The organism is Paenibacillus sp. A3, from assembly GCF_001399685.1.
Lineage (GTDB): Bacteria > Bacillota > Bacilli > Paenibacillales > NBRC-103111 > Paenibacillus_G.
In genome coordinates this window covers 1-17168 of record NZ_JTHN01000030.1, presented here as the reverse complement: position 1 = coordinate 17168, position 17168 = coordinate 1, and the positions used below count along the sequence as shown (strand labels likewise).

Sequence of the window (17168 nt, the reverse complement as noted above, 5' to 3'; positions counted from 1 at the left end):
GTCCGCTTTACACGATGCCGGAACGGCATTGGCAGGACGTGCTGCAGGTGAATTTATCCGCTTTATTCCCGGTTGCCAAAGCAGCGATTCCTTCGTTGGCCCGCTCCCGGGGCAGCATGGTTAACGTCGCGTCCGTTGCCGGCATCAGCGGCACGGCCGGGCAGACGAACTATTCGGCGGCGAAAGCCGGCGTCATCGGATTTACGAAGGCGCTGGCGCGCGAGGCCGGACCGCTCGGGGTACGGGTGAACGCCATCGCTCCGGGCTATGTGGAAACCGGCATGCTCGGCCATCTGCAGCATGACAGAAAGAAAAAACTGACGCGGGGCATTCCGCTCAGGAGGCTCGGCCGGCCCGAAGAAATCGCCGAGGCGGTCCTGTTCCTCTTGTCGGATTCCGCTTCGTACATGACCGGTTCCGTGCTGGTGGCGGACGGGGGATTATATTGACAAAGGAGCTGTCGAGGGATGGAACGGAATCAGGAAGCTTTGAAGAGACGCTTGGTCGAGCTGGCATTTGAAATTACCGGAGAAGGGGAGCTCGGCGAAAACCAGGATTACGACGTTTACTTAACTTCGCCGCTGCCCGAACTAGGGGTCGATTCGTTGACGGCGCTTGAGCTGGCCGTGCACTTGGAGCGCGAATTCGGGACTCGCCTGGAGGAGCAGGAGCTGACGCAGATTCGCACGCTGGAGGACATCGTCCGGTTTGTCGAAGCTAAAGGAGACTAAGATGCGGGTACAATGGCTCCGGCAAAATTATGCGTCCGTCGCGCGGAAAGTCCGGCCGCTTCAAAGCGACGATCCGTTTTTTGTCGACCGTTTTCAATCGATATTGACCGCTTTCCTGTACGGCTACAACAGCGTGCTGAACAGCCGCCGGCTGGAGCCCGAGGCGGTTCGGCAGGAACTGGACGGACGTTTCGACGAGTTTTACCGGGGGTTCGCGTATGAGGGGCTCGGCATGGGGCTCGGAGCCCGGACGCTGTTTCTCCGCTCCGAACGCATGCGGCTCGAACAAGCCATGAACGCGGTAGCGCCGGGCTATTTGTACCAATATTACGTGGGGCTCGGCTGGTGGCTGTCAATGCGCTACGGCTTTCGCCAAACAGGCTACCGCCGTTTTCTGCGCGATCTAAGCCCGCTCTATGGCCCTATCGTGTTTGACGGGGCCGGGTTCCGCACCGGGTTGTTCCGCTTCGGGACAAATCCGGGGATCGTCGCGCGCTTTGCGGAATTCGGTCCGTTCGGGCAGCGGGTTTGCTATCAAGGGCTCGGCCGTTGCCTGTGGTTTCTGCACGAATTCAACCTGCTGCGGGTGATGCAAGACGTGCAGCGTCTGCCGCCCGAGCGTCGCGGCGACACGATGAGCGGAGTCGGGCTGGCCGTCGCTTACAGCCTGTTCGACGATCCGCACCGGGCGCTGGAGCTGCGCCGCCCGATGCCTGAGGAGCTGCGTCCCGCCTTTCGGCAAGGGCTTGCGTTCGGCTGGGAGGCCAGAAGGCTGCAGACCCCGGGATTTGCGGCGAAGCTGGAAGGCATTTCGTCCGAGGCGGCGGATATGATTCACGGATATGTCCGGTCGGTGCATCAGGTCAGACAGGAGCTACTGGACGGCGGGGCGGGAGTTCGTTTTTATACCGACTGGCTGGATGGCGTCCGCCGGCGTCTGGCAAACGAAAGTTAACAAGGGGAGAGACCATGCGATGAAATCGATAATCCGGGTAGTGGGCATTTTAAGTGCGGCTCTTGTTCTAGTGGCCGGCTGCTCCGCCGGAACGGGGGGCCGCAGCACCGAATACGGCATCTCCTATACGGACGTCACGGAGCAAGCGGGCATTAAATTTAAGCACGAGAAGGCGCAGTTCGATTCCAAAGGGGACAACATCATGCCTTGGCTGCAATCGACAGGCGCGGGCGTGGCCGTCGGCGATTACGACGGAGACGGTCTTATGGATCTGTACTTCATCAGCTCCAAGGCGAACAGCATGAACGCTCTTTACCATAATAACGGGGACGGCACGTTTACCGACGTGGCGCCCAAGCTGGGGCTTGCGGACGTGAACCGGGAAGCCGTCTCCGAGACGGCCCTGTGGATCGATTACGACAACAGCGGGCATCCGAGCCTTTTCATCGGGAAGTGGGGTGGGCCGAGCCAACTGTTCCATAATAATGGGGACGGCACGTTTACAGACGTATCCGAGAAAAGCGGCGTCAGCAACTATATTGGAAACTACGCCAAAGCCATCTCGCTGGATTATAATCGCGACGGTCTTTTGGACATCTATTTAGGTGGCTATTTTCACGAAAAAAACAATTTGTTCCATCTCACCACGACGAAAATCATGCACAACGATTTCGAGAAGGCGCGAAACGGCGGCAAAAACGTGATGCTTCGCAACAACGGGGACGGCACGTTCACCGATGTAGCCGACGAGCTCGGAGTGGAGGACCGGGGCTGGACGCTCGCGACGGCGGCAGGAGACTTGAACAACGACGGCTGGCCCGACCTGTATAACGCCAACGATTTTGGACCGGACGTGCTCTACTTGAACGAGGAGGGCAAACGATTTAAACGCATCATACAGCCGAGAGGCATCGGAGACGATACGTACAAGGGAATGAATGCGGAATTTGCCGATGTGTTTCACGACGGCAATCTGGCCATTTATGTCACGAATGTGAGCAAATCGAGGTATATTTTGGAAGGTAATCAGCTTTGGCATCCCAATGCCCAAGGCCAATACGTCGACCGCGCGGAGGAAATGGGGATCAATCTGGCGGGGTTCTCGTGGGGGGCGCGGTTTTTCGACGCGGATAACAGCGGCAATTTCAGCTTAATAGTCACGAACGGGTTCATCTCGGCGGGCAAAAAACGGGACTACTGGTTTGATCTCGGCACGTTGGCCACAACCCCTGGCACGATCGTGGAGGATATGAAAAACTGGCCCGCCTTCGCCGACAAGAGCTTGTCCGGTTACGAGAAAAAACGGCTGTTCTGGAATAACGGAAAAACGTTCAAAGACATTGCTCAGGAAACGGGAATTACGTTCGATTCCGACAGCCGGGGCGTCGCTGCCGTCGACTTGTGGAACCGCGGAGTGCTGGACCTCGTGTTCGCGAATCAAGGCGCCCAGCCCAAAGTATATAAGACGACCAATACGACAAATCACAATTGGATCAAGCTTGAGCTGACGGGGACGGCGCCGAGCAACCGGGAAGCCGTCGGAGCGCGTGTAACGTTCGAGGTCCAAGGCGTGAAGACGGTCATGGAGCGGGACGGCGGCAATTCGCACGGAGCCCAGAGCGAGCCGCGTCTGCACTTTGGTCTTGGGGATGCGGCGCAAGCGGACAAGATCACGATCCGCTGGCCGAGCGGCCGACTGCAGGAGCTGACGCAGGTGAAAGCCAATCAGATTCTGAAAGTGACGGAACCGGATGGTCCGGTCCCGGCGGCAGGTGCGAAATGAAGGAGCGGAGTCTGAATGTAGATCAAGCGTCGGTGCGCGTCGGCGTCATCGGCTGCGGCAAAATCGCGCAGACGCGCCATCTCCCGGAGCTGCTCGATAACCCCGACGCGAAGCTGGCCGCCGTGTGCGACCCCGACGGGGACCGCGCGAAGACGGTCGCCGAATCGTTCGGTGTCCCGCAGGCATACGATTCGCACGAATTCCTCCTCGCATCGAGCGATATCGACGCGGTCGTCGTGTGTGCGCCGAATGCGCTGCATGCCGAGATTAGCCTTCAGGCGCTGCGTTCCGGCAAGCATGTGCTGGTCGAGAAGCCCATGGCGATTGTCCGCGAAGATTGCATCCGCATGGTCGAAGCGGCGGAGCAATACGGGCTCGTCTTGGCCGTCGGCCATAATCAAAGGCTGCATCCGGTGTTCCGGCGTGCCAAGCAACTGATCGCTTCCGGGCGGATCGGCGCGGTCATCCAGTTCGCTACGCAGTTCCAGCACGGCGGTCCGGAGACGTGGAGCGTAGACGGAGCCGCGAGTTGGTTTCTGCAGGGCGGCAGCGCCGGATTTGGCGTCATCGGCGACCTCGGCATCCATCGGCTCGATCTGATGCGATGGCTGCTGGACGACGAAATCGCCGAAATGACCGTCTATTCCGCTCATCGGCGCCCTATCGCGGGCATCGAAGACAATGCGGCGCTGGCGCTGCGCTTTTCCGGCGGCGCCATCGGCACGATTCAAGTCGGCTGGAGCAACCCGCTGCAGGATCATCGGACCGTGATCTACGGCGAGCGGGGGATGCTGGTCATGGGCGAGACCTTCGACGGCATCACCCTCGCCGACTACGGCAGCGGGAAGACGGAACAGGAAAACGTGGCGCTTTCCCTGCGTCGCGACGGGTACTTGTGCTCCGGCGTGGCCGACGATTTCATCCGCAGCATTCGGACGCGCAGCGCCCCTGCCGTCAGCGGTCGGGAAGCGCTCCGTACGATGGAGGCGTTGTTCCGGGCTTTGCCGGGCCCGTGACGGGTGTCGCCGAAGCCGCGAAAAAAATTTTTTTCGCCAGCTTGTATGGTTTTCCTTCTGCGATTCGTTACTTCATGTGAAAGCCTATTAATTCCACGATTCGAGGAGGAAACCAATCATGAAAAGCACGGATTTGAAAGCTTCCGTCAGACGCATTCCTGCTTTTACCGCAGCCGTACATCCGGTTGTGGCGAATTACGCTGAAATGGGCAAGGAAGTGAGAAAGTCTTGGAGGCAGGTAGACAGTCTGATTCCGAAGGGCCATCCGATGCGGCTGCAAGGCGATGTGGCCTACACCTTCTCCCCGCAGCGCATTTTGGGGAGCGACATCAGCAGCTTCGAAATAAAAATCGGGGTGCAGGTCGAGTCGCACGCCACTCTGGCGCAGCCGATGGAACTGTTCCAAGTGCCGGAGCGGGAGTACGTAACGACTCATTTCCGCGGAGGATGGAAAGAGCTGAACACGGTTTATTTTGATCTCATCAACTGGATCAAAGAGAACGGGTACGAGCTGGATCAATCGGACGATGTCTATTGGATCGAAACGTATCCGCTAAACCCGGTCAATCCGTTCGAAATTCCGCATGATCAAATCGAGACGTTCGATTACGAGATCAGCATGGCCGTCGTTAAAAAGTGATCCGGATTGCAGGGAAAAGCAATCGCCCTCCAGCTTGCCTTCTTGGCGGGGAGGGCGATTTATTTATGTCCGGCAGCGGACATTCGCATCGAATCGCTGCTGGTGAATCGAGCGAGCTCTTCAAAAAAAATTTGTCTGAAATTTGATCAAAAATTGAATTTTATATGAACAAAATCGCAAAAGTGTGGTATACTATTGGAAGAGAAAGCACTTTCAATGGTTTAGGAGTGATCGCTATGACGACGAAAACGGCAGTTTTGGCCGAAGGAACCGGAAACGAGCGCAATGTGGGCAGATTGGTAGCTTTGATGACGGCGACAGCATGGGTGCTGCTTGGAATCGGATTGCTGCTTAGTTTATTTAATCTGCATGACTTCAGTGATCGTAACACGTCCCTCATGGTCGGGGTCGGGTTCATGGTTGGCAGCGTTCATATTTATGTAATCCGTACGGCCATCCATCTCGTCCATTCCAGAGCGAAAGCGGAAGACGACAGTAAATAAGTGACATAACACGCAAATTTTAGCCCCTTCGGGATCTCCCGGAGGGGTTTTTGGTGTTATTTGGGGTGTCATATTTTAACAAGTGCAAAATATTTGTCAGCTTCGTGAAAATTTTTTTGCAGAAAAATGACGAAACATTGACGTATTTGTTAAGTACCGCGAACATTTTGTCGTAATCTGTTATGGTGGTTCTATAGAGTGATCTGGCTCACAGTCAGAACAATCATAGCATTTCGGAGAGCTTGGGAGAGGATCGACATGAGAAAACCGGTAAAGATCGGCCGAATTTCGCTAGCGCTGCTGTTCATCCTGATGATGGCGCTGCTAACCGGCTGCGGACAAGAAATGATGGTGTTCGACCCGAAAGGGCCGATTGCCCAAGACCAGCGAGACCTGATCGTGATCTCGACCGTGCTTTGCCTTATCGTATTGGTGCCCGTGCTGGCCATGACGGCAGTTATCGTATGGCGCTATCGCGACGCGAAAGGAAACAAGGCGGCATATAAGCCGAATTGGGCGCACAGCACCAAGCTGGAGATGATCTGGTGGGGGATTCCGATCATCATCATCCTTATTCTGGGCGGCGTGACGGTAAAATATACGTACGCGTTGGAGCCTTCCAAGCCGATTCAATCGGACCAGAAGCCGATTGTCGTTCAAGCGACTTCGTTGGATTGGAAATGGCTGTTTACTTATCCGGAGCAGGGAATTGCGACAGTGAACTATTTGCAAATTCCGAAGGGCGTACCGATCAAGTTCGAATTGACGTCTGACGCTCCGATGAACTCGTTCTGGATCCCTCAGCTTGGCGGACAAATGTACACGATGTCCGGCATGGCGATGACCTTGTATCTGCAAGCCGACGAGGCAGGCAAATATTTTGGCACCGCAGCGAACTTCAGCGGGGAGCACTTTAACGATATGAAATTCGACGTACATGCGACGTCGCGGGAAGAGTTCGACAAGTGGGCCGCAGGGATCAAAAAGTCGGCAAGTCCGTTGACCCAAGCTGGCTATGACGCATTGGCCAAACCGGGCCGCTCCGGCGAGCTGTTTTTCTCATCGTTCCCGGATAACCTGTTCTACAACATCGTTACGAAATATGCGGTCGGAGGCTCGCATGGCGCTCATGGCGGTCACGGAGCGGTATCCGGCGGCAGCGGAAACGAATCTGGCGGGAAGCAGGGCGCTGCAGTCAGCAGCAACAAGATGGAGGACGTAACCGCGGGCCAAGGCCACGGGGCTCACGGAGCTCATAGCGCCTCCGGAAAATAAACGCAACGCTTGATTTATTTCTATAAAGAAAAGAGGCCCACTCATGCTGGATACCATTAAACAATTCGCATCGGAGTTTTTCGTCACCGGGGATCCGCTAATTCTCGGGGCACAGGTAAGCATCGGGCTTGCGATGGTAGCCATCGTTTTCGTGCTTACGTTTTTCAAAAAATGGGGCTGGCTGTGGCGCGAATGGCTGACGACCGTCGACCATAAGCGGATCGGCATCATGTATATTATTTGCTCCATTCTCATGCTGTTCCGCGGCGGCGTCGATGCGCTGCTCATGCGGCTGCAGCTGGCGATGCCAGGCGTCGAATTTTTGCAGGCGGATCACTATAACGCCATCTTCACGACGCACGGCGTCATCATGATTCTATTCATGGCGATGCCGCTCATGTTCGGTTTGTTCAATGTCGTCGTCCCGCTGCAAATCGGCGCGCGCGACGTTGCGTTTCCGTTTCTGAACTCGCTCAGCTTCTGGCTGTTCTTCTTCGGGGCAATGCTGTTTAACATTTCGTTCGTCATCGGCGGTTCGCCGGATGCGGGCTGGCTGGCATATCCGCCGCTGTCCGAGCTGTCCCACAGCCCGGGCGTCGGTCAAAACTTCTACATCTGGGGGATCCAAATCTCGGGGATCGGGAGCTTGGCGACGGGGATCAATTTTATCGTTACGATTCTCAAAATGCGCGCGCCCGGCATGAAGCTGATGAAAATGCCGATGTTTTCCTGGTCGGTGCTGTCCAGCTGTATCATGATCATTTTCGCGTTCCCGATTTTGACCGTGACGTTGTTCCTGCTGTTCCTTGACCGCTTTGCGGGCGCGCATTTCTTCACGCTCGACGGCGGCGGTAACCCGATGATGTATATCAACTTGATCTGGATGTGGGGTCACCCCGAAGTGTATATCGTCGTCGTGCCGGCGTTCGGTATTTTCTCCGAGGTGGTTGCGACCTTCTCCAGGAAAAAGCTGTTCGGCTACTCTTCGATGGTATTCGCGATGATCGGGATTAGCGTGCTGTCGTTCTTTACGTGGGTCCACCACTTCTTCACGATGGGCTCGGGCGCGGATGTCAATGCGTTCTTCGCGATAACGACCATGCTGATCGCCATACCGACAGGGGTTAAGGTGTTCAACTGGCTGTTTACGATGTTCCGCGGCCGGATCCGGTTCACGACACCGATGATGTGGGCGGTCGCGTTCATTCCGTGCTTCGTTATCGGCGGGATGACCGGCGTGCTGCTGTCCGTTGCTCCTGCTGACTTCCAATTTCACAACAGCTACTTCCTGATTGCGCACTTCCACCAAGTGCTGATCGGCGGCGTCGTGTTCGGATACTTTGCAGGTCTGTACTACTGGTGGCCGAAAATGTTCGGCTTCAGGCTGAACGAGCGTCTCGGCAAATGGGCGTTCTGGTTCTGGAACATCGGCTTCTATATCTGCTTCATGCCGCAATATTTCCTCGGACTGGACGGCATGACGCGCCGTACGTATACGTACGATTTTGACATGGGCTGGGGACCGCTCAACCTCGTTTCGACGATCGGCGGCTTCCTGATGGGGATCGCGTTCATTTTCCAAGTATGGCAGATCGCTTACAGCATCAAAAATCACGAAAAAGATACGACTGGCGACATCTGGGACGGTCGTACGCTCGAGTGGACAATTCCTTCGCCGGCGCCGATGTACAACTTCGCCATTACGCCGACCGTGCAGGAAACGGACGACTGGTGGGAGCGGAAGCAGAGAGGCGAGAAGCCGCTTGCTCCGATTCCGGATGCGAAGCTGGAGCCGATCCATATGCCGAAAAACTCGGCGATTCCGTTCATCAAGTCCGCGCTATGGTTCTTCGCCGGATTTGGGTTCGTATGGAACTGGATGTGGCTGACGATTCCGGCGCTTGTCGGCATCGCGATCTGCATGCTGGCGCGTTCGTTCTCGTACGATACCGACTATTACATTCCGGTCGATGAAGTGAAGCGCACAGAGCAACTGGCAAGGGGGGCAAAAGCTTAATGGCACATACAGCGGCAAATCACGGACACGACGCTCACGACCACGATCATCACGATCAAGAGTCGCTGAAGACGTTCGGCTTTTGGCTCTTTCTGATTACGGACGTTATTTTATTCGGCACATTGTTTGCCACCTATATCGTTCTTCGCGGCAATACGAATGCGGGACCGACGCCCGAGGAACTGTTTCAAATGCCCGGCATTATTGCCGAAACGTTCATCCTGCTGACAAGCAGCTTTACGAGCGGGATTGCGGTGCTTGCGATGCATCGCGGCAACAAGCAGCAGCTGATAGGCTGGCTTGCGGTCACCGCGCTGCTCGGCGCGGCGTTCATCGCGCTGGAAGTGACGGAGTTCGTGCATATGGTGCACGAGGGCGCGACGATTTCCACCAGCGCTTTTCTATCCGCGTTCTTCACGTTGGTAGGGACGCACGGTTTGCACGTTTCGATTGGCTTGGTATGGATGATCGGGCTCATGCTTCAGCTCCGCAAACGCGGCATAAATCCCGTCACGAAGCGCAAAGTGGAAAATCTCAGCCTGTACTGGCACTTTCTTGACGTCGTCTGGATTTTCGTCCTCACGGTCGTCTACTTGATGGGGGTGATGTAAGATGGGGAATTCGCATGGAGCTTCTTCGCATGACCAGCACGGCTCCCATGGCTCGCTGAAGTCTTATACGATCGGGTTCGTGCTATCGATCATCTTGACGATCATTCCGATTACGATCGTATTGAACAGCATGCTGAGCAAGACGGCGACGCTGATCGTGATTCTTGCGATGGCCATTCTTCAGTTCGTCGTGCAGCTCGTCTTCTTCATGCACCTGCGCGAAGGCGAGAATGCCCGCTGGAACATGATGGCGCTGCTGCTTGGCATGATTATTCTGTTGACCATCGTAGCAGGCTCGATCTGGATTATGACTTACAATGCCGTAGCGCATTGAGGTGAGGGGCGAGAAATCGCCCCTTTTTTCTATTATTCAATGCTAGAATATTATAGGTATAATTATGTATCACGATAGTATGGCTTATATGGGCGGTCCGCTAACCTCTCGGAAGGGAGGTGATGCCCGTGGAGGTTAAAGACGTTTTGACGCTCATGATCAGTTTCGGCTTGCTGCTTATTGCAATGTTGACTCTGGTTGTGACCATTGTCAATCCGATTAACCAAAACAAAAAGAAATAGACCGCCCTCAGCATAGGTAGCGGTCGATTCATGATCAGTTCTTATTCTGCTTAGCCACCGCCCTTAAAAGCGGCTATTGTATGGGAGTCGTGTTGGCGCACGACTCTCTTTTAATATTGTACGGGTTCCGTACTCACAATATTACATAATATATTATTTAATATATTCACATCCGGCTCAATCCTGCATCATGATTAGCGCCTGTGGAATGACGAGCCAGAAGCCCGACACCGGCATGAAAAAGACGCCGACGAGACAAAGCGCAAGCATGTAGATGCCGATAAATTTCGGGATTTCCATTCTTTTGACTTGGGTCAGCCAGCGGATCAGTTCGGCCAGCATAAACAGAAGGGCGCCGAATAGCAGGAACCAGAAGGCCGAACCCCGGTCGTAATGTGGATCAATGCTGTTAAATAGTCCGCTCCGTCCGATATCTGCAAGCGGCTGCCAATAAACGAAAATGCCGACTACCGTATGCAGTACCGCCGTCCAAGCAAGCATCGTGCCCGAATAAGATTTAAGTTTGGCTGCCATAAACAACTCGCTCCTTTTCCGCATTGGTTTTAATCGCTCTAAGCAGGCCGCGTCGGATCAAGGCGCTGCCGGGGTAGATCAGCAGCCAGTACAGCCCGAATTTCAGCCGCACCGCCCTGTCCTTCGTTTGAATCCGCGTCTCGGTCATGACCGTCATCGTTCCGTTCGACTGCTCCCGCAATTGGAAATTCATGACCGCCTTCGCATGTCGCGGGGAGTCATAATCGATAAAAGCCTGTGCCGAATCCAAGCGGATCGGCTCGTTACCGACCGGTCTCCAGAATGGGCCGACTACGCCGACCAAGAGCTCTTGCCCTTCGGCTTCTTCCAGCAGCATGAATCCATAGCGCATCATTCGCTTTATAAATGGTTCGTCGTCGCCCGAAGTCCCCGTTTTCACTTTGCCGGCCAGCCAGGACGGAAGCATCCGAATGCCGAACAGCAGTCGCAGCACCGGAACGTCCCCGTATTTTACTTCGCGAATCGCACGATAGACCGCATCCCTCGGCGCGCGGACGTCGATCGCATGCTTTTCGTGATAGTGGTAAACGGGCAAATAGCGGTCGAGCAGCATGGGCAATTCCTCCTCATATCAAGCTCTAAAGCTTTGGGTGGCAGACTGTGCTATAGCTCAATCGGAAATGTCGATCACACCGCGGGAACGGCTGGATGATGATTTTTTGCCGGCTGCCTCCGTCGGCTCCTTCGTCCGGTCGATTGCGGCATCGAGCAGGCTGCGAAGGCCGAGCAGGGCTTCTCTGCGGGAAGCGAGAAAATGGCTGCGCGCCCCGGCGGGAATAAATTCGGAAATCAACGTTTCTTGCGCCTCCGACAAGTTGTCCAGCAATCTTGTTACCTTATCGGCTCTCATCGTTCTCCTCCTTTTTGGGTTCTTCCGGCAGATCTCTTTCGCCGAAGCGGATCGACAGCTTCTGCTCCGTAAACCGGGCGCCGGCAATCGGACGGCCGAGCAGGATGCGCGGCAGCACCACTTTGCGCTTGTAAGGGCCAGCTTGGACGGTCAGCTCGTCGCCTTTCTGGCTGAGCGACAAGTCGCTTTTGTCTATAAAAGGCAGCGTCAGATCCAGAAAGTATACGTCGTCCTCCTTGCGGATGTCCTGCACCTTCCCCAAGTGGAGCACTTCCGAGACATTGCGGCCGCCGAAAGCGGCTTCGCCCATTTGAGCGAGCAGCGGCAGGCCATGCACTTCGGATTTCATCAGCGGGATACGGAAGATCGGCAGCGGGCTGAAGCAGTCGCGAATTTCTTCTTCATATTTATCTTGAGCCGCCCGCCATCCGGCCCAATAGCCGGTGCCGGCCTCCTCCGGCAGCACACGGTTAACGACCACCGCATCGGTATTGAAGCCAAACAAGTTCAAATAGGTGAACGCCCTCCGCGCCTCGGAGATGACCATCTTCTCCGGGTTAAGCACCATGCGGATAGAGGTCGTCTCCGAATCGAGAATCAGGCTTTGCAGCAGCTCCAGCTCGCGGGCGAGCGACTCGATACTGTTCATGACGTTATCGTCGGGCAGCTCCAGCCCGCCTGTAACGATTTTGGCGACGGGACGCACCAGCTTTACCAACCGGCGCTCGTACGGGAAAATTTTGTCCATCCACCAGCCGAGCACGTTCGGGTAGCTGAGCAACCGAAGCGTCTCTCCGGTCGGCGCGCAATCGACGACGATGACGTCATAGTCGCCGCTGGCTGCATGGCGCTTGATTTCCAGCAGGCTGAACAGCTCTTCCATACCGGGGAATACAAGCATTTCCTCGGTTGTCACGTCGCTAAGATCGGCCCAGTTCATCAAGCCGGCCAACCAGCCTTGGACCGCGCCCCAGTGCCTTTCCGTTTCGCGCAAGCTGTCCACCTCTTGCCCCCATAAACAGTCGGCAATGGGAACGGGGCTGCTGCCAAGCGGCTGATCGAACGAATCCGATAAACTGTGAGCCGCATCCGTACTCATTACAAGCGTACGAAGCCCTTGCGCCGCAAGCGTGACGCCCGTTGCCGCAGCGACGCTCGTTTTGCCGACGCCGCCTTTGCCGGTATATAAAATGATTCTCATCGTATCCCTCCAATTATTACGATTTCGTAGTATTTAGTTAAAAAAATAGGGGCTGCGGTTCAACCAAATTTAATCGTCTATCCGGATTTTCCGGACGGTGCGATCGGACGGCACGCTGTCTTTGTCTTCTTTGTGCTGCAGCGCTTTGCCTACTTTGACCGCGAGCGTCAGAAACTGCTGCAGCTCCTCGGGGGAGAGAGCTGCCTGTACGCGGGCAAACATGTTTTCCATCATGGCTTTCGCCTGGCCTGCCAGCTTGCGGCCCTCGTCGGACAGCCTGACTAGAATGATGCGCTGGTCTTTGTCGGATTGATTGCGCTCGGCAAGACCTTTGCGGACCAGACGTTTCGTCAGGCTCGTCACCGTGCTGAGCGGCGCTCCCAGTTCCGCAGCCAGCTCCGACATGGTCAGCTCGCCGCGATATTCGAGGAACATGAGCGCGGAAATTTCGGAGCGGTTCAGCGTTTGCTCCAGCTCGGCCGCCTCCGCCATCAAGCTCATGGGCCGCAGACCGTGTTTGAAAAATAGCTCCAGCATCTGCTCCATCAACGGCTGCATCCTCCAATGTATTGCGATATTCATTTACTACGATATGGAACTAATTTATGATTTCATTTTACTACGACTTCGTAATAATGACAAGAGGAAGCTTTACGTTTTGTATGAAAATGAAGCGAGGGAGAAATCAGGCTGCGGTTAGGCTAGCGCAGCGGTTCGGCAAGCAGAAAATAACGCCCCGTATTTCGGGGCGCTATTGGCGATAAAACACCGTCTACTTAACCTTTCCAATAGCCAGGTTGACCTTGTAGTTGCCATACTGGAGGATTGCATCAAGCAAAACATTCAATGCGGCCGGGTCGGACACCGCGGCTTTAACCGAATAGCACCCTTCACCGCTGATCCGGTAAGCTTCGATCACCGCCTCTTGTTCCTGAAGAAAGCTCTCGAAACCGCTGTGATTCGTCGATTTCATATATACCGTGATGAGGGCAAGAACGGGACGGCCCATTTTTGCCTCGTTCAGTTGAACGGTATAGGCTTGAATAATTCCCAGATCTTCCAGCCGCTTGATCCGGTTTCCGACCGCTTGCCCCGACAGAAATACGTTTTCCCCGATCTCTTTCCACTGGATACGGGCATTTTGCCGGAGAAGTCGGATAATCTCAATATCGGTTTGATCCAGTTCCATGAAACCACCTACTTGTATGGAAGATTGCTCAAACCGATTGTACCGTGTCCGACCGTCGGAAACAAGGCTTCCTCTGTTACACCCGCGATGAGGACGGATGGAAGCGGATGGACTCTCCGTCCTCCGGAACACGGACTCTTTCCGCCAGTCCGAGCCCGGCAACGTACGCTTTCAAATCTTCTCTACGCAGTAGACAATGGTTCCAAGCTTCCATATGAGCGATGATGACTTGGGCATCCGGAACGGCCCCTGCGACCTTCGCCACATCCGCTTCGTTCATCGTAATCGGTCCGCCTTGCAGGAACTGCGCGCTGCCTCCGAACAGCACGACGACGTCAGGCTCATGTTGTGTTAAGGTCTGTTCCACCTCCGGGCACCAGATCGTATCGCCGGCAATGTACAGAACGGGCTCGCCGGGCGCATTCAGCACAAAGCCGGACACCGGCCCCATGCGCTTGCCGATCTCGCCTGTGCCATGCTGACCGGAGGTGCGTACGATGCTGACGGCATCCCACACTATGCCCGTTTCAACGGGCCGCACGTCCCGAAAGCCCTGGTCCCGAATCTTCCCGGCATCCTCCGGCTGGCAAAAAAAGACGATATCCTTCGGCAGCAGCGCCGCTGCAACTGCGTCGAAATGATCCGGGTGGCTATGGGTAAGCAGGACGGCGTCGGCTTGCAGCAAATGAGATACGGGAACTTTCAGATTCACGGTTGGATTTGGAAAAGAATTCGGCGTCTTCGGGACGGGGGGCAGAGCTCCGGCCGGGCTCAGCATCGGGTCGACAAGCAGCTTCTTTCCGCCGTATTCGATATAGTGCGTTGCATGTCGGATGATTTGAATTTCCATGGGATCAGGACCTCTGCTTTCGCTTTATTGGCTTTCTATTCGTATTGTAACGCCAAGCGGGCCTGCTGCGGAACAATCCGGTGAAAGAGAAAAGCGTCTTTTGCTTTCGTGGCGGAAGAAAATGATGGGAGCCGAATTCCGCTCGTTCGCTGCGCCGCATCGAGGTCGGTCCGACAAGCGCGGCACTGTCCAACGGCCGAGTCATTCAAAAAAACACATTGCCATCCAAAGGGGAGGATGGTAATATAGGCTCACAAAAGTAAAGTATTGTTACATTTTTCCTAAATAGATGTCGCTTCTTGCCGTTATCCGGCGATTCGATTTGCCTATTTCAAAAATTAAAGCGGTTTAATTTTCATAGCGCGCATCGGAAGGAGCCTGCCCCATGAAAGCAAGCATATACGACGTGGCCAGATATTGCGGATTGTCGGTGGTGACCGTCTCCCGGGTGTTAAACAACACAGGCAACGTACGGGAAAAAAACCGGAGAAAGGTGCTGGACGCCATCGAGGCATTGGATTACCGGCCTCATGCTGCAGCGCAAAGCCTTGCCCGGGGTCATACCCGCATTATCGGTCTGATCATGACTGCGCTGCATGATCGTTTTTTTGAGACGGTCGTCAATGAAATCAACCGCACGCTTGCCCGGTACGGTTATTTTCTGGCGCTTTCCGTCTCGAACGAGGTTCGTTCCCGCGAAAGTCACGATTTGATGCACGAAGACCGAGTGGACGGCTTGATTCTATTGTCTTTGCCGGAAGAGGATCGATATATTGCCCAATTGAAGAAGCGGAGCATTCCGTTCGTGCTCATCGATAATCAAAGACGGGATCACATGGTCCCTTCGGTGCTGACGGATAATTACTACGGAGGCTACGAAGCGGCGAAGCATTTGCTTTCGTTAGGCCATACTTCGATCGCCCACGTATGCGGGCCAGAATATTTTTTGAGCACGCGGGAGCGCAAGAGAGGTTTTTTGGACGCGCTCCGGGAGGCGAGACTTTCTCCGTTCGCTGTGGTGCAAGGGGACTACGAAATCGGATTCGGCTACGAAACGGCAAAGTCATGGATCAGGAGCGGGAAACTGCCTACGGCTGTATTCGCCGGCGACGACTATATCGCGGTCGGGATCGTAAACGCTTTGGCGGAGGAGGGGATGCGTGTGCCGGAGGCGATGTCGGTCATCGGGTATGACGATCAGTACATTGCGTCCCGTCTTCGTCCTTATTTGACGACGGTTCGTCAGCCGGCGGAAAGCATCGGCCAGAGCTCCGTCGAACTGTTGCTCAAATGGATTGGAGCCGGCTCGACGGCAAGCGTCACGGTCGAATGGAAGCCCGAGCTGGTCGTTAGGGAATCGACGGCTGCGCTTAAGGCGTAGGGAGCGGAATAGTACAGCAGCGGCATCCAACCAGGTGCTGTTTTCATTTTACAAATAATTAAAGAGATTTTGCGGGCAACTAGGATGACTGGTTCTGAGCGGTCTCATCCGTCCGATGCGTCAACCGCCGTTGATCGCTTCTTTCACGGCTCTGGTCAGCTTGCGGTACACAAGCTGGTACGATTCCTCCAGCATGTCCAGTACTTCGGTGTCCGGAACTTGGCCGTTCAGCACGACTGTATTCCAGTGCCGCTTGTTCATATGGTAGCCGGGAAGCACGGCGGTCGGATACGTTTGCCGTACGATCCAGACGTTGTCGGGATCACATTTCAGATTGACGCTCGGGATGCCTTGATGGGTGCCGAGCAGAGCGAACATTTTGTCGCCGACGAACAGCACGGGCAGGTCCGGGTCGAAAGGATGCTTGAGGCTCGTTCCGGGCTTCTTCAGTCCGTACTCCATAAGACGGGCATGATCGATCATAAGTTAACGACTCCTTGAGACATGTTTTTGCTCTATATTGTAACGTAAGACCCCGGGCTCTTGCCAGAAGAATAGAAGGATGAACTTGTCGACCTAAACCTTGTTTCTTTTTCCGATATCTGCTAAGATAAAAATAAGAACATTTGTTCTTATTTTGTTTGGGTTTAGCTCGCTTTTTTCCTACTATTTATAGGAATGGATGATATCGGATGTTTGAATATGCGGATCAATCGTTTACCGAAAAAGATTTTAGTCAAGCGGATTTTCGCGAGGGGGAGCTGCGTAACTGCACGTTCACGCGCTGCCGGTTTCGTGCCGCTCATTTGGAGGAGCTGTTGACGTCGGGCTGCCAGTTTATCGTTAAGGCTGATTCATCTCCCTCTTCGATAAGGGGGAGATGAATCAGCATATCTTGTATACGAATGCGAACATATGTTCTATAATTGTCATAAAATCACCAAAAGAGGTAAATTTACGCATGTTGCATCATAAAGCTTTTCGCTTTCGCATCTACCCTACGGAGGAGCAAACGACGCTGATCCACCAGATGTT

General features: G+C 54.8%; 23 protein-coding genes. 15 read left to right on the top strand and 8 right to left on the bottom strand.

The features are described from left to right. The 12 genes from QJ48_RS04510 to QJ48_RS38495 all read left to right on the top strand — a co-directional run. Positions 1-449: SDR family oxidoreductase (locus tag QJ48_RS04510; RefSeq protein WP_157261508.1), on the top strand; the 449-nt coding region annotated here is incomplete at its 5' end. A gap of 18 nt (positions 450-467) precedes the next feature. After that, entirely contained in the window at positions 468-731 is a 264-nt protein-coding gene (locus tag QJ48_RS04505) for an acyl carrier protein (protein WP_054972454.1), read from the top strand. A 1-nt stretch (position 732) separates the two neighbouring features. Next, positions 733-1686, top strand: coding sequence for a DUF1702 family protein (locus tag QJ48_RS04500; RefSeq protein WP_054972453.1), 954 nt, complete (start codon positions 733-735; stop codon positions 1684-1686). Positions 1687-1705: 19 nt separating this feature from the next. Next, positions 1706-3469 carry a CRTAC1 family protein gene (locus QJ48_RS04495; RefSeq protein WP_054972452.1) on the top strand — a complete coding sequence of 588 codons (1764 nt, stop codon included), beginning with the start codon at positions 1706-1708 and terminating at the stop codon, positions 3467-3469. Then, positions 3466-4485, top strand: a complete 1020-nt coding sequence (locus tag QJ48_RS04490; RefSeq protein WP_054972451.1) for a Gfo/Idh/MocA family protein — start codon at positions 3466-3468, stop codon at positions 4483-4485. Before QJ48_RS04495 ends, QJ48_RS04490 begins: the two co-directional genes overlap by 4 nt. Before the next feature lie 118 nt (positions 4486-4603). Next, positions 4604-5125 carry a GyrI-like domain-containing protein gene (locus QJ48_RS04485; RefSeq protein ID WP_054972450.1) on the top strand — a complete coding sequence of 174 codons (522 nt, stop codon included), beginning with the start codon at positions 4604-4606 and terminating at the stop codon, positions 5123-5125. Positions 5126-5361: 236 nt separating this feature from the next. Next, complete coding sequence (locus tag QJ48_RS04480) at positions 5362-5628, top strand: hypothetical protein (protein ID WP_054972449.1); 267 nt, start codon at positions 5362-5364, stop codon at positions 5626-5628. A gap of 258 nt (positions 5629-5886) precedes the next feature. Beyond that, positions 5887-6903, top strand: a complete 1017-nt coding sequence (gene cyoA, locus QJ48_RS04475; protein ID WP_054972448.1) for a ubiquinol oxidase subunit II — start codon at positions 5887-5889, stop codon at positions 6901-6903. A 43-nt stretch (positions 6904-6946) separates the two neighbouring features. Further along, positions 6947-8920 carry a cbb3-type cytochrome c oxidase subunit I gene (locus QJ48_RS04470; protein ID WP_054972447.1) on the top strand — a complete coding sequence of 658 codons (1974 nt, stop codon included), beginning with the start codon at positions 6947-6949 and terminating at the stop codon, positions 8918-8920. Next, positions 8920-9531, top strand: a complete 612-nt coding sequence (gene cyoC, locus QJ48_RS04465; RefSeq protein WP_054972446.1) for a cytochrome o ubiquinol oxidase subunit III — start codon at positions 8920-8922, stop codon at positions 9529-9531. Before QJ48_RS04470 ends, cyoC begins: the two co-directional genes overlap by 1 nt. A 1-nt stretch (position 9532) precedes the next feature. Further along, positions 9533-9865 carry a cytochrome o ubiquinol oxidase subunit IV gene (gene cyoD / locus QJ48_RS04460; RefSeq protein WP_054972445.1) on the top strand — a complete coding sequence of 111 codons (333 nt, stop codon included), beginning with the start codon at positions 9533-9535 and terminating at the stop codon, positions 9863-9865. A gap of 128 nt (positions 9866-9993) precedes the next feature. Further along, on the top strand, positions 9994-10107 hold the full coding sequence (locus QJ48_RS38495; RefSeq protein WP_237762807.1) for a putative holin-like toxin: 114 nt from the start codon (positions 9994-9996) through the stop codon (positions 10105-10107). A gap of 177 nt (positions 10108-10284) precedes the next feature. Here the strand turns inward: QJ48_RS38495 and QJ48_RS04455 are convergent, their stop codons facing one another. The 7 genes from QJ48_RS04455 to QJ48_RS04425 all read right to left on the bottom strand — a co-directional run bounded on the left by QJ48_RS04455 (position 10285) and on the right by QJ48_RS04425 (position 14752). Next, on the bottom strand, positions 10285-10641 hold the full coding sequence (locus tag QJ48_RS04455; RefSeq protein WP_054972444.1) for a DUF6463 family protein: 357 nt from the start codon (positions 10639-10641) through the stop codon (positions 10285-10287). Then, positions 10625-11215 (bottom strand): hypothetical protein, encoded by a 591-nt coding sequence (locus QJ48_RS04450; protein ID WP_054972443.1) that lies wholly within the window; start codon positions 11213-11215, stop codon positions 10625-10627. The genes QJ48_RS04455 and QJ48_RS04450 overlap by 17 nt, the downstream gene beginning before the upstream one ends. A gap of 57 nt (positions 11216-11272) precedes the next feature. Further along, positions 11273-11512 (bottom strand): hypothetical protein, encoded by a 240-nt coding sequence (locus tag QJ48_RS04445; RefSeq protein WP_054972442.1) that lies wholly within the window; start codon positions 11510-11512, stop codon positions 11273-11275. Continuing rightward, positions 11499-12713 carry an ArsA family ATPase gene (locus QJ48_RS04440; protein WP_054972441.1) on the bottom strand — a complete coding sequence of 405 codons (1215 nt, stop codon included), beginning with the start codon at positions 12711-12713 and terminating at the stop codon, positions 11499-11501. The genes QJ48_RS04445 and QJ48_RS04440 overlap by 14 nt, the downstream gene beginning before the upstream one ends. A gap of 69 nt (positions 12714-12782) precedes the next feature. Further along, on the bottom strand, positions 12783-13259 hold the full coding sequence (locus tag QJ48_RS04435; protein WP_054972440.1) for a MarR family winged helix-turn-helix transcriptional regulator: 477 nt from the start codon (positions 13257-13259) through the stop codon (positions 12783-12785). A 226-nt stretch (positions 13260-13485) separates the two neighbouring features. Beyond that, positions 13486-13902, bottom strand: a complete 417-nt coding sequence (locus tag QJ48_RS04430) for an Lrp/AsnC family transcriptional regulator (RefSeq protein WP_054972439.1) — start codon at positions 13900-13902, stop codon at positions 13486-13488. Between the two features lie 76 nt (positions 13903-13978). Continuing rightward, positions 13979-14752, bottom strand: coding sequence for an MBL fold metallo-hydrolase (locus tag QJ48_RS04425; RefSeq protein ID WP_054972438.1), 774 nt, complete (start codon positions 14750-14752; stop codon positions 13979-13981). Positions 14753-15137: 385 nt separating this feature from the next. On the opposite strand from QJ48_RS04425, the gene QJ48_RS04420 reads away from it, so the two are divergent. Further along, positions 15138-16133, top strand: a complete 996-nt coding sequence (locus tag QJ48_RS04420) for a LacI family DNA-binding transcriptional regulator (RefSeq protein ID WP_054972437.1) — start codon at positions 15138-15140, stop codon at positions 16131-16133. Between the two features lie 120 nt (positions 16134-16253). Here the strand turns inward: QJ48_RS04420 and QJ48_RS04415 are convergent, their stop codons facing one another. Then, positions 16254-16616 carry an MmcQ/YjbR family DNA-binding protein gene (locus QJ48_RS04415; RefSeq protein WP_193394398.1) on the bottom strand — a complete coding sequence of 121 codons (363 nt, stop codon included), beginning with the start codon at positions 16614-16616 and terminating at the stop codon, positions 16254-16256. 209 nt (positions 16617-16825) lie between these two features. Here QJ48_RS04415 and QJ48_RS35600 point away from each other — a divergent pair, with 209 nt between their 5' ends. Both QJ48_RS35600 and QJ48_RS39330 read left to right on the top strand, forming a co-directional pair. Next, positions 16826-17017: a pentapeptide repeat-containing protein gene (locus tag QJ48_RS35600; RefSeq protein WP_082420339.1), complete on the top strand. Its 192-nt coding sequence runs from the start codon at positions 16826-16828 to the stop codon at positions 17015-17017. Then, positions 17014-17168 (top strand): helix-turn-helix domain-containing protein (locus tag QJ48_RS39330; protein WP_337589615.1); only part of this gene is annotated, 155 nt, incomplete at its 3' end. The genes QJ48_RS35600 and QJ48_RS39330, both read left to right, overlap by 4 nt.

Excerpts from the sequence above, each read along its gene's own strand:
- cyoD (WP_054972445.1), top strand. The coding sequence starts at position 9,533 with ATGGGGAATTCGCATGGAGCTTCTTCGCATGACCAGCACGGCTCCCAT.
- QJ48_RS04495 (WP_054972452.1), top strand. The coding sequence starts at position 1,706 with ATGAAATCGATAATCCGGGTAGTGGGCATTTTAAGTGCGGCTCTTGTT.
- QJ48_RS35600 (WP_082420339.1), top strand. The coding sequence starts at position 16,826 with ATGTTTGAATATGCGGATCAATCGTTTACCGAAAAAGATTTTAGTCAA.
- QJ48_RS04500 (WP_054972453.1), top strand. The coding sequence starts at position 733 with ATGCGGGTACAATGGCTCCGGCAAAATTATGCGTCCGTCGCGCGGAAA.
- QJ48_RS04440 (WP_054972441.1), bottom strand. The coding sequence starts at position 12,713 with ATGAGAATCATTTTATATACCGGCAAAGGCGGCGTCGGCAAAACGAGC.
- QJ48_RS04415 (WP_193394398.1), bottom strand. The coding sequence starts at position 16,616 with ATGATCGATCATGCCCGTCTTATGGAGTACGGACTGAAGAAGCCCGGA.
- QJ48_RS04450 (WP_054972443.1), bottom strand. The coding sequence starts at position 11,215 with ATGCTGCTCGACCGCTATTTGCCCGTTTACCACTATCACGAAAAGCAT.
- QJ48_RS04425 (WP_054972438.1), bottom strand. The coding sequence starts at position 14,752 with ATGGAAATTCAAATCATCCGACATGCAACGCACTATATCGAATACGGC.
- QJ48_RS04445 (WP_054972442.1), bottom strand. The coding sequence starts at position 11,512 with ATGAGAGCCGATAAGGTAACAAGATTGCTGGACAACTTGTCGGAGGCG.
- QJ48_RS04490 (WP_054972451.1), top strand. The coding sequence starts at position 3,466 with ATGAAGGAGCGGAGTCTGAATGTAGATCAAGCGTCGGTGCGCGTCGGC.
- QJ48_RS04430 (WP_054972439.1), bottom strand. The coding sequence starts at position 13,902 with ATGGAACTGGATCAAACCGATATTGAGATTATCCGACTTCTCCGGCAA.
- QJ48_RS04470 (WP_054972447.1), top strand. The coding sequence starts at position 6,947 with ATGCTGGATACCATTAAACAATTCGCATCGGAGTTTTTCGTCACCGGG.
- QJ48_RS04480 (WP_054972449.1), top strand. The coding sequence starts at position 5,362 with ATGACGACGAAAACGGCAGTTTTGGCCGAAGGAACCGGAAACGAGCGC.
- QJ48_RS04435 (WP_054972440.1), bottom strand. The coding sequence starts at position 13,259 with ATGGAGCAGATGCTGGAGCTATTTTTCAAACACGGTCTGCGGCCCATG.
- QJ48_RS04505 (WP_054972454.1), top strand. The coding sequence starts at position 468 with ATGGAACGGAATCAGGAAGCTTTGAAGAGACGCTTGGTCGAGCTGGCA.
- QJ48_RS04485 (WP_054972450.1), top strand. The coding sequence starts at position 4,604 with ATGAAAAGCACGGATTTGAAAGCTTCCGTCAGACGCATTCCTGCTTTT.
- QJ48_RS04420 (WP_054972437.1), top strand. The coding sequence starts at position 15,138 with ATGAAAGCAAGCATATACGACGTGGCCAGATATTGCGGATTGTCGGTG.
- QJ48_RS04455 (WP_054972444.1), bottom strand. The coding sequence starts at position 10,641 with ATGGCAGCCAAACTTAAATCTTATTCGGGCACGATGCTTGCTTGGACG.
- cyoC (WP_054972446.1), top strand. The coding sequence starts at position 8,920 with ATGGCACATACAGCGGCAAATCACGGACACGACGCTCACGACCACGAT.
- cyoA (WP_054972448.1), top strand. The coding sequence starts at position 5,887 with ATGAGAAAACCGGTAAAGATCGGCCGAATTTCGCTAGCGCTGCTGTTC.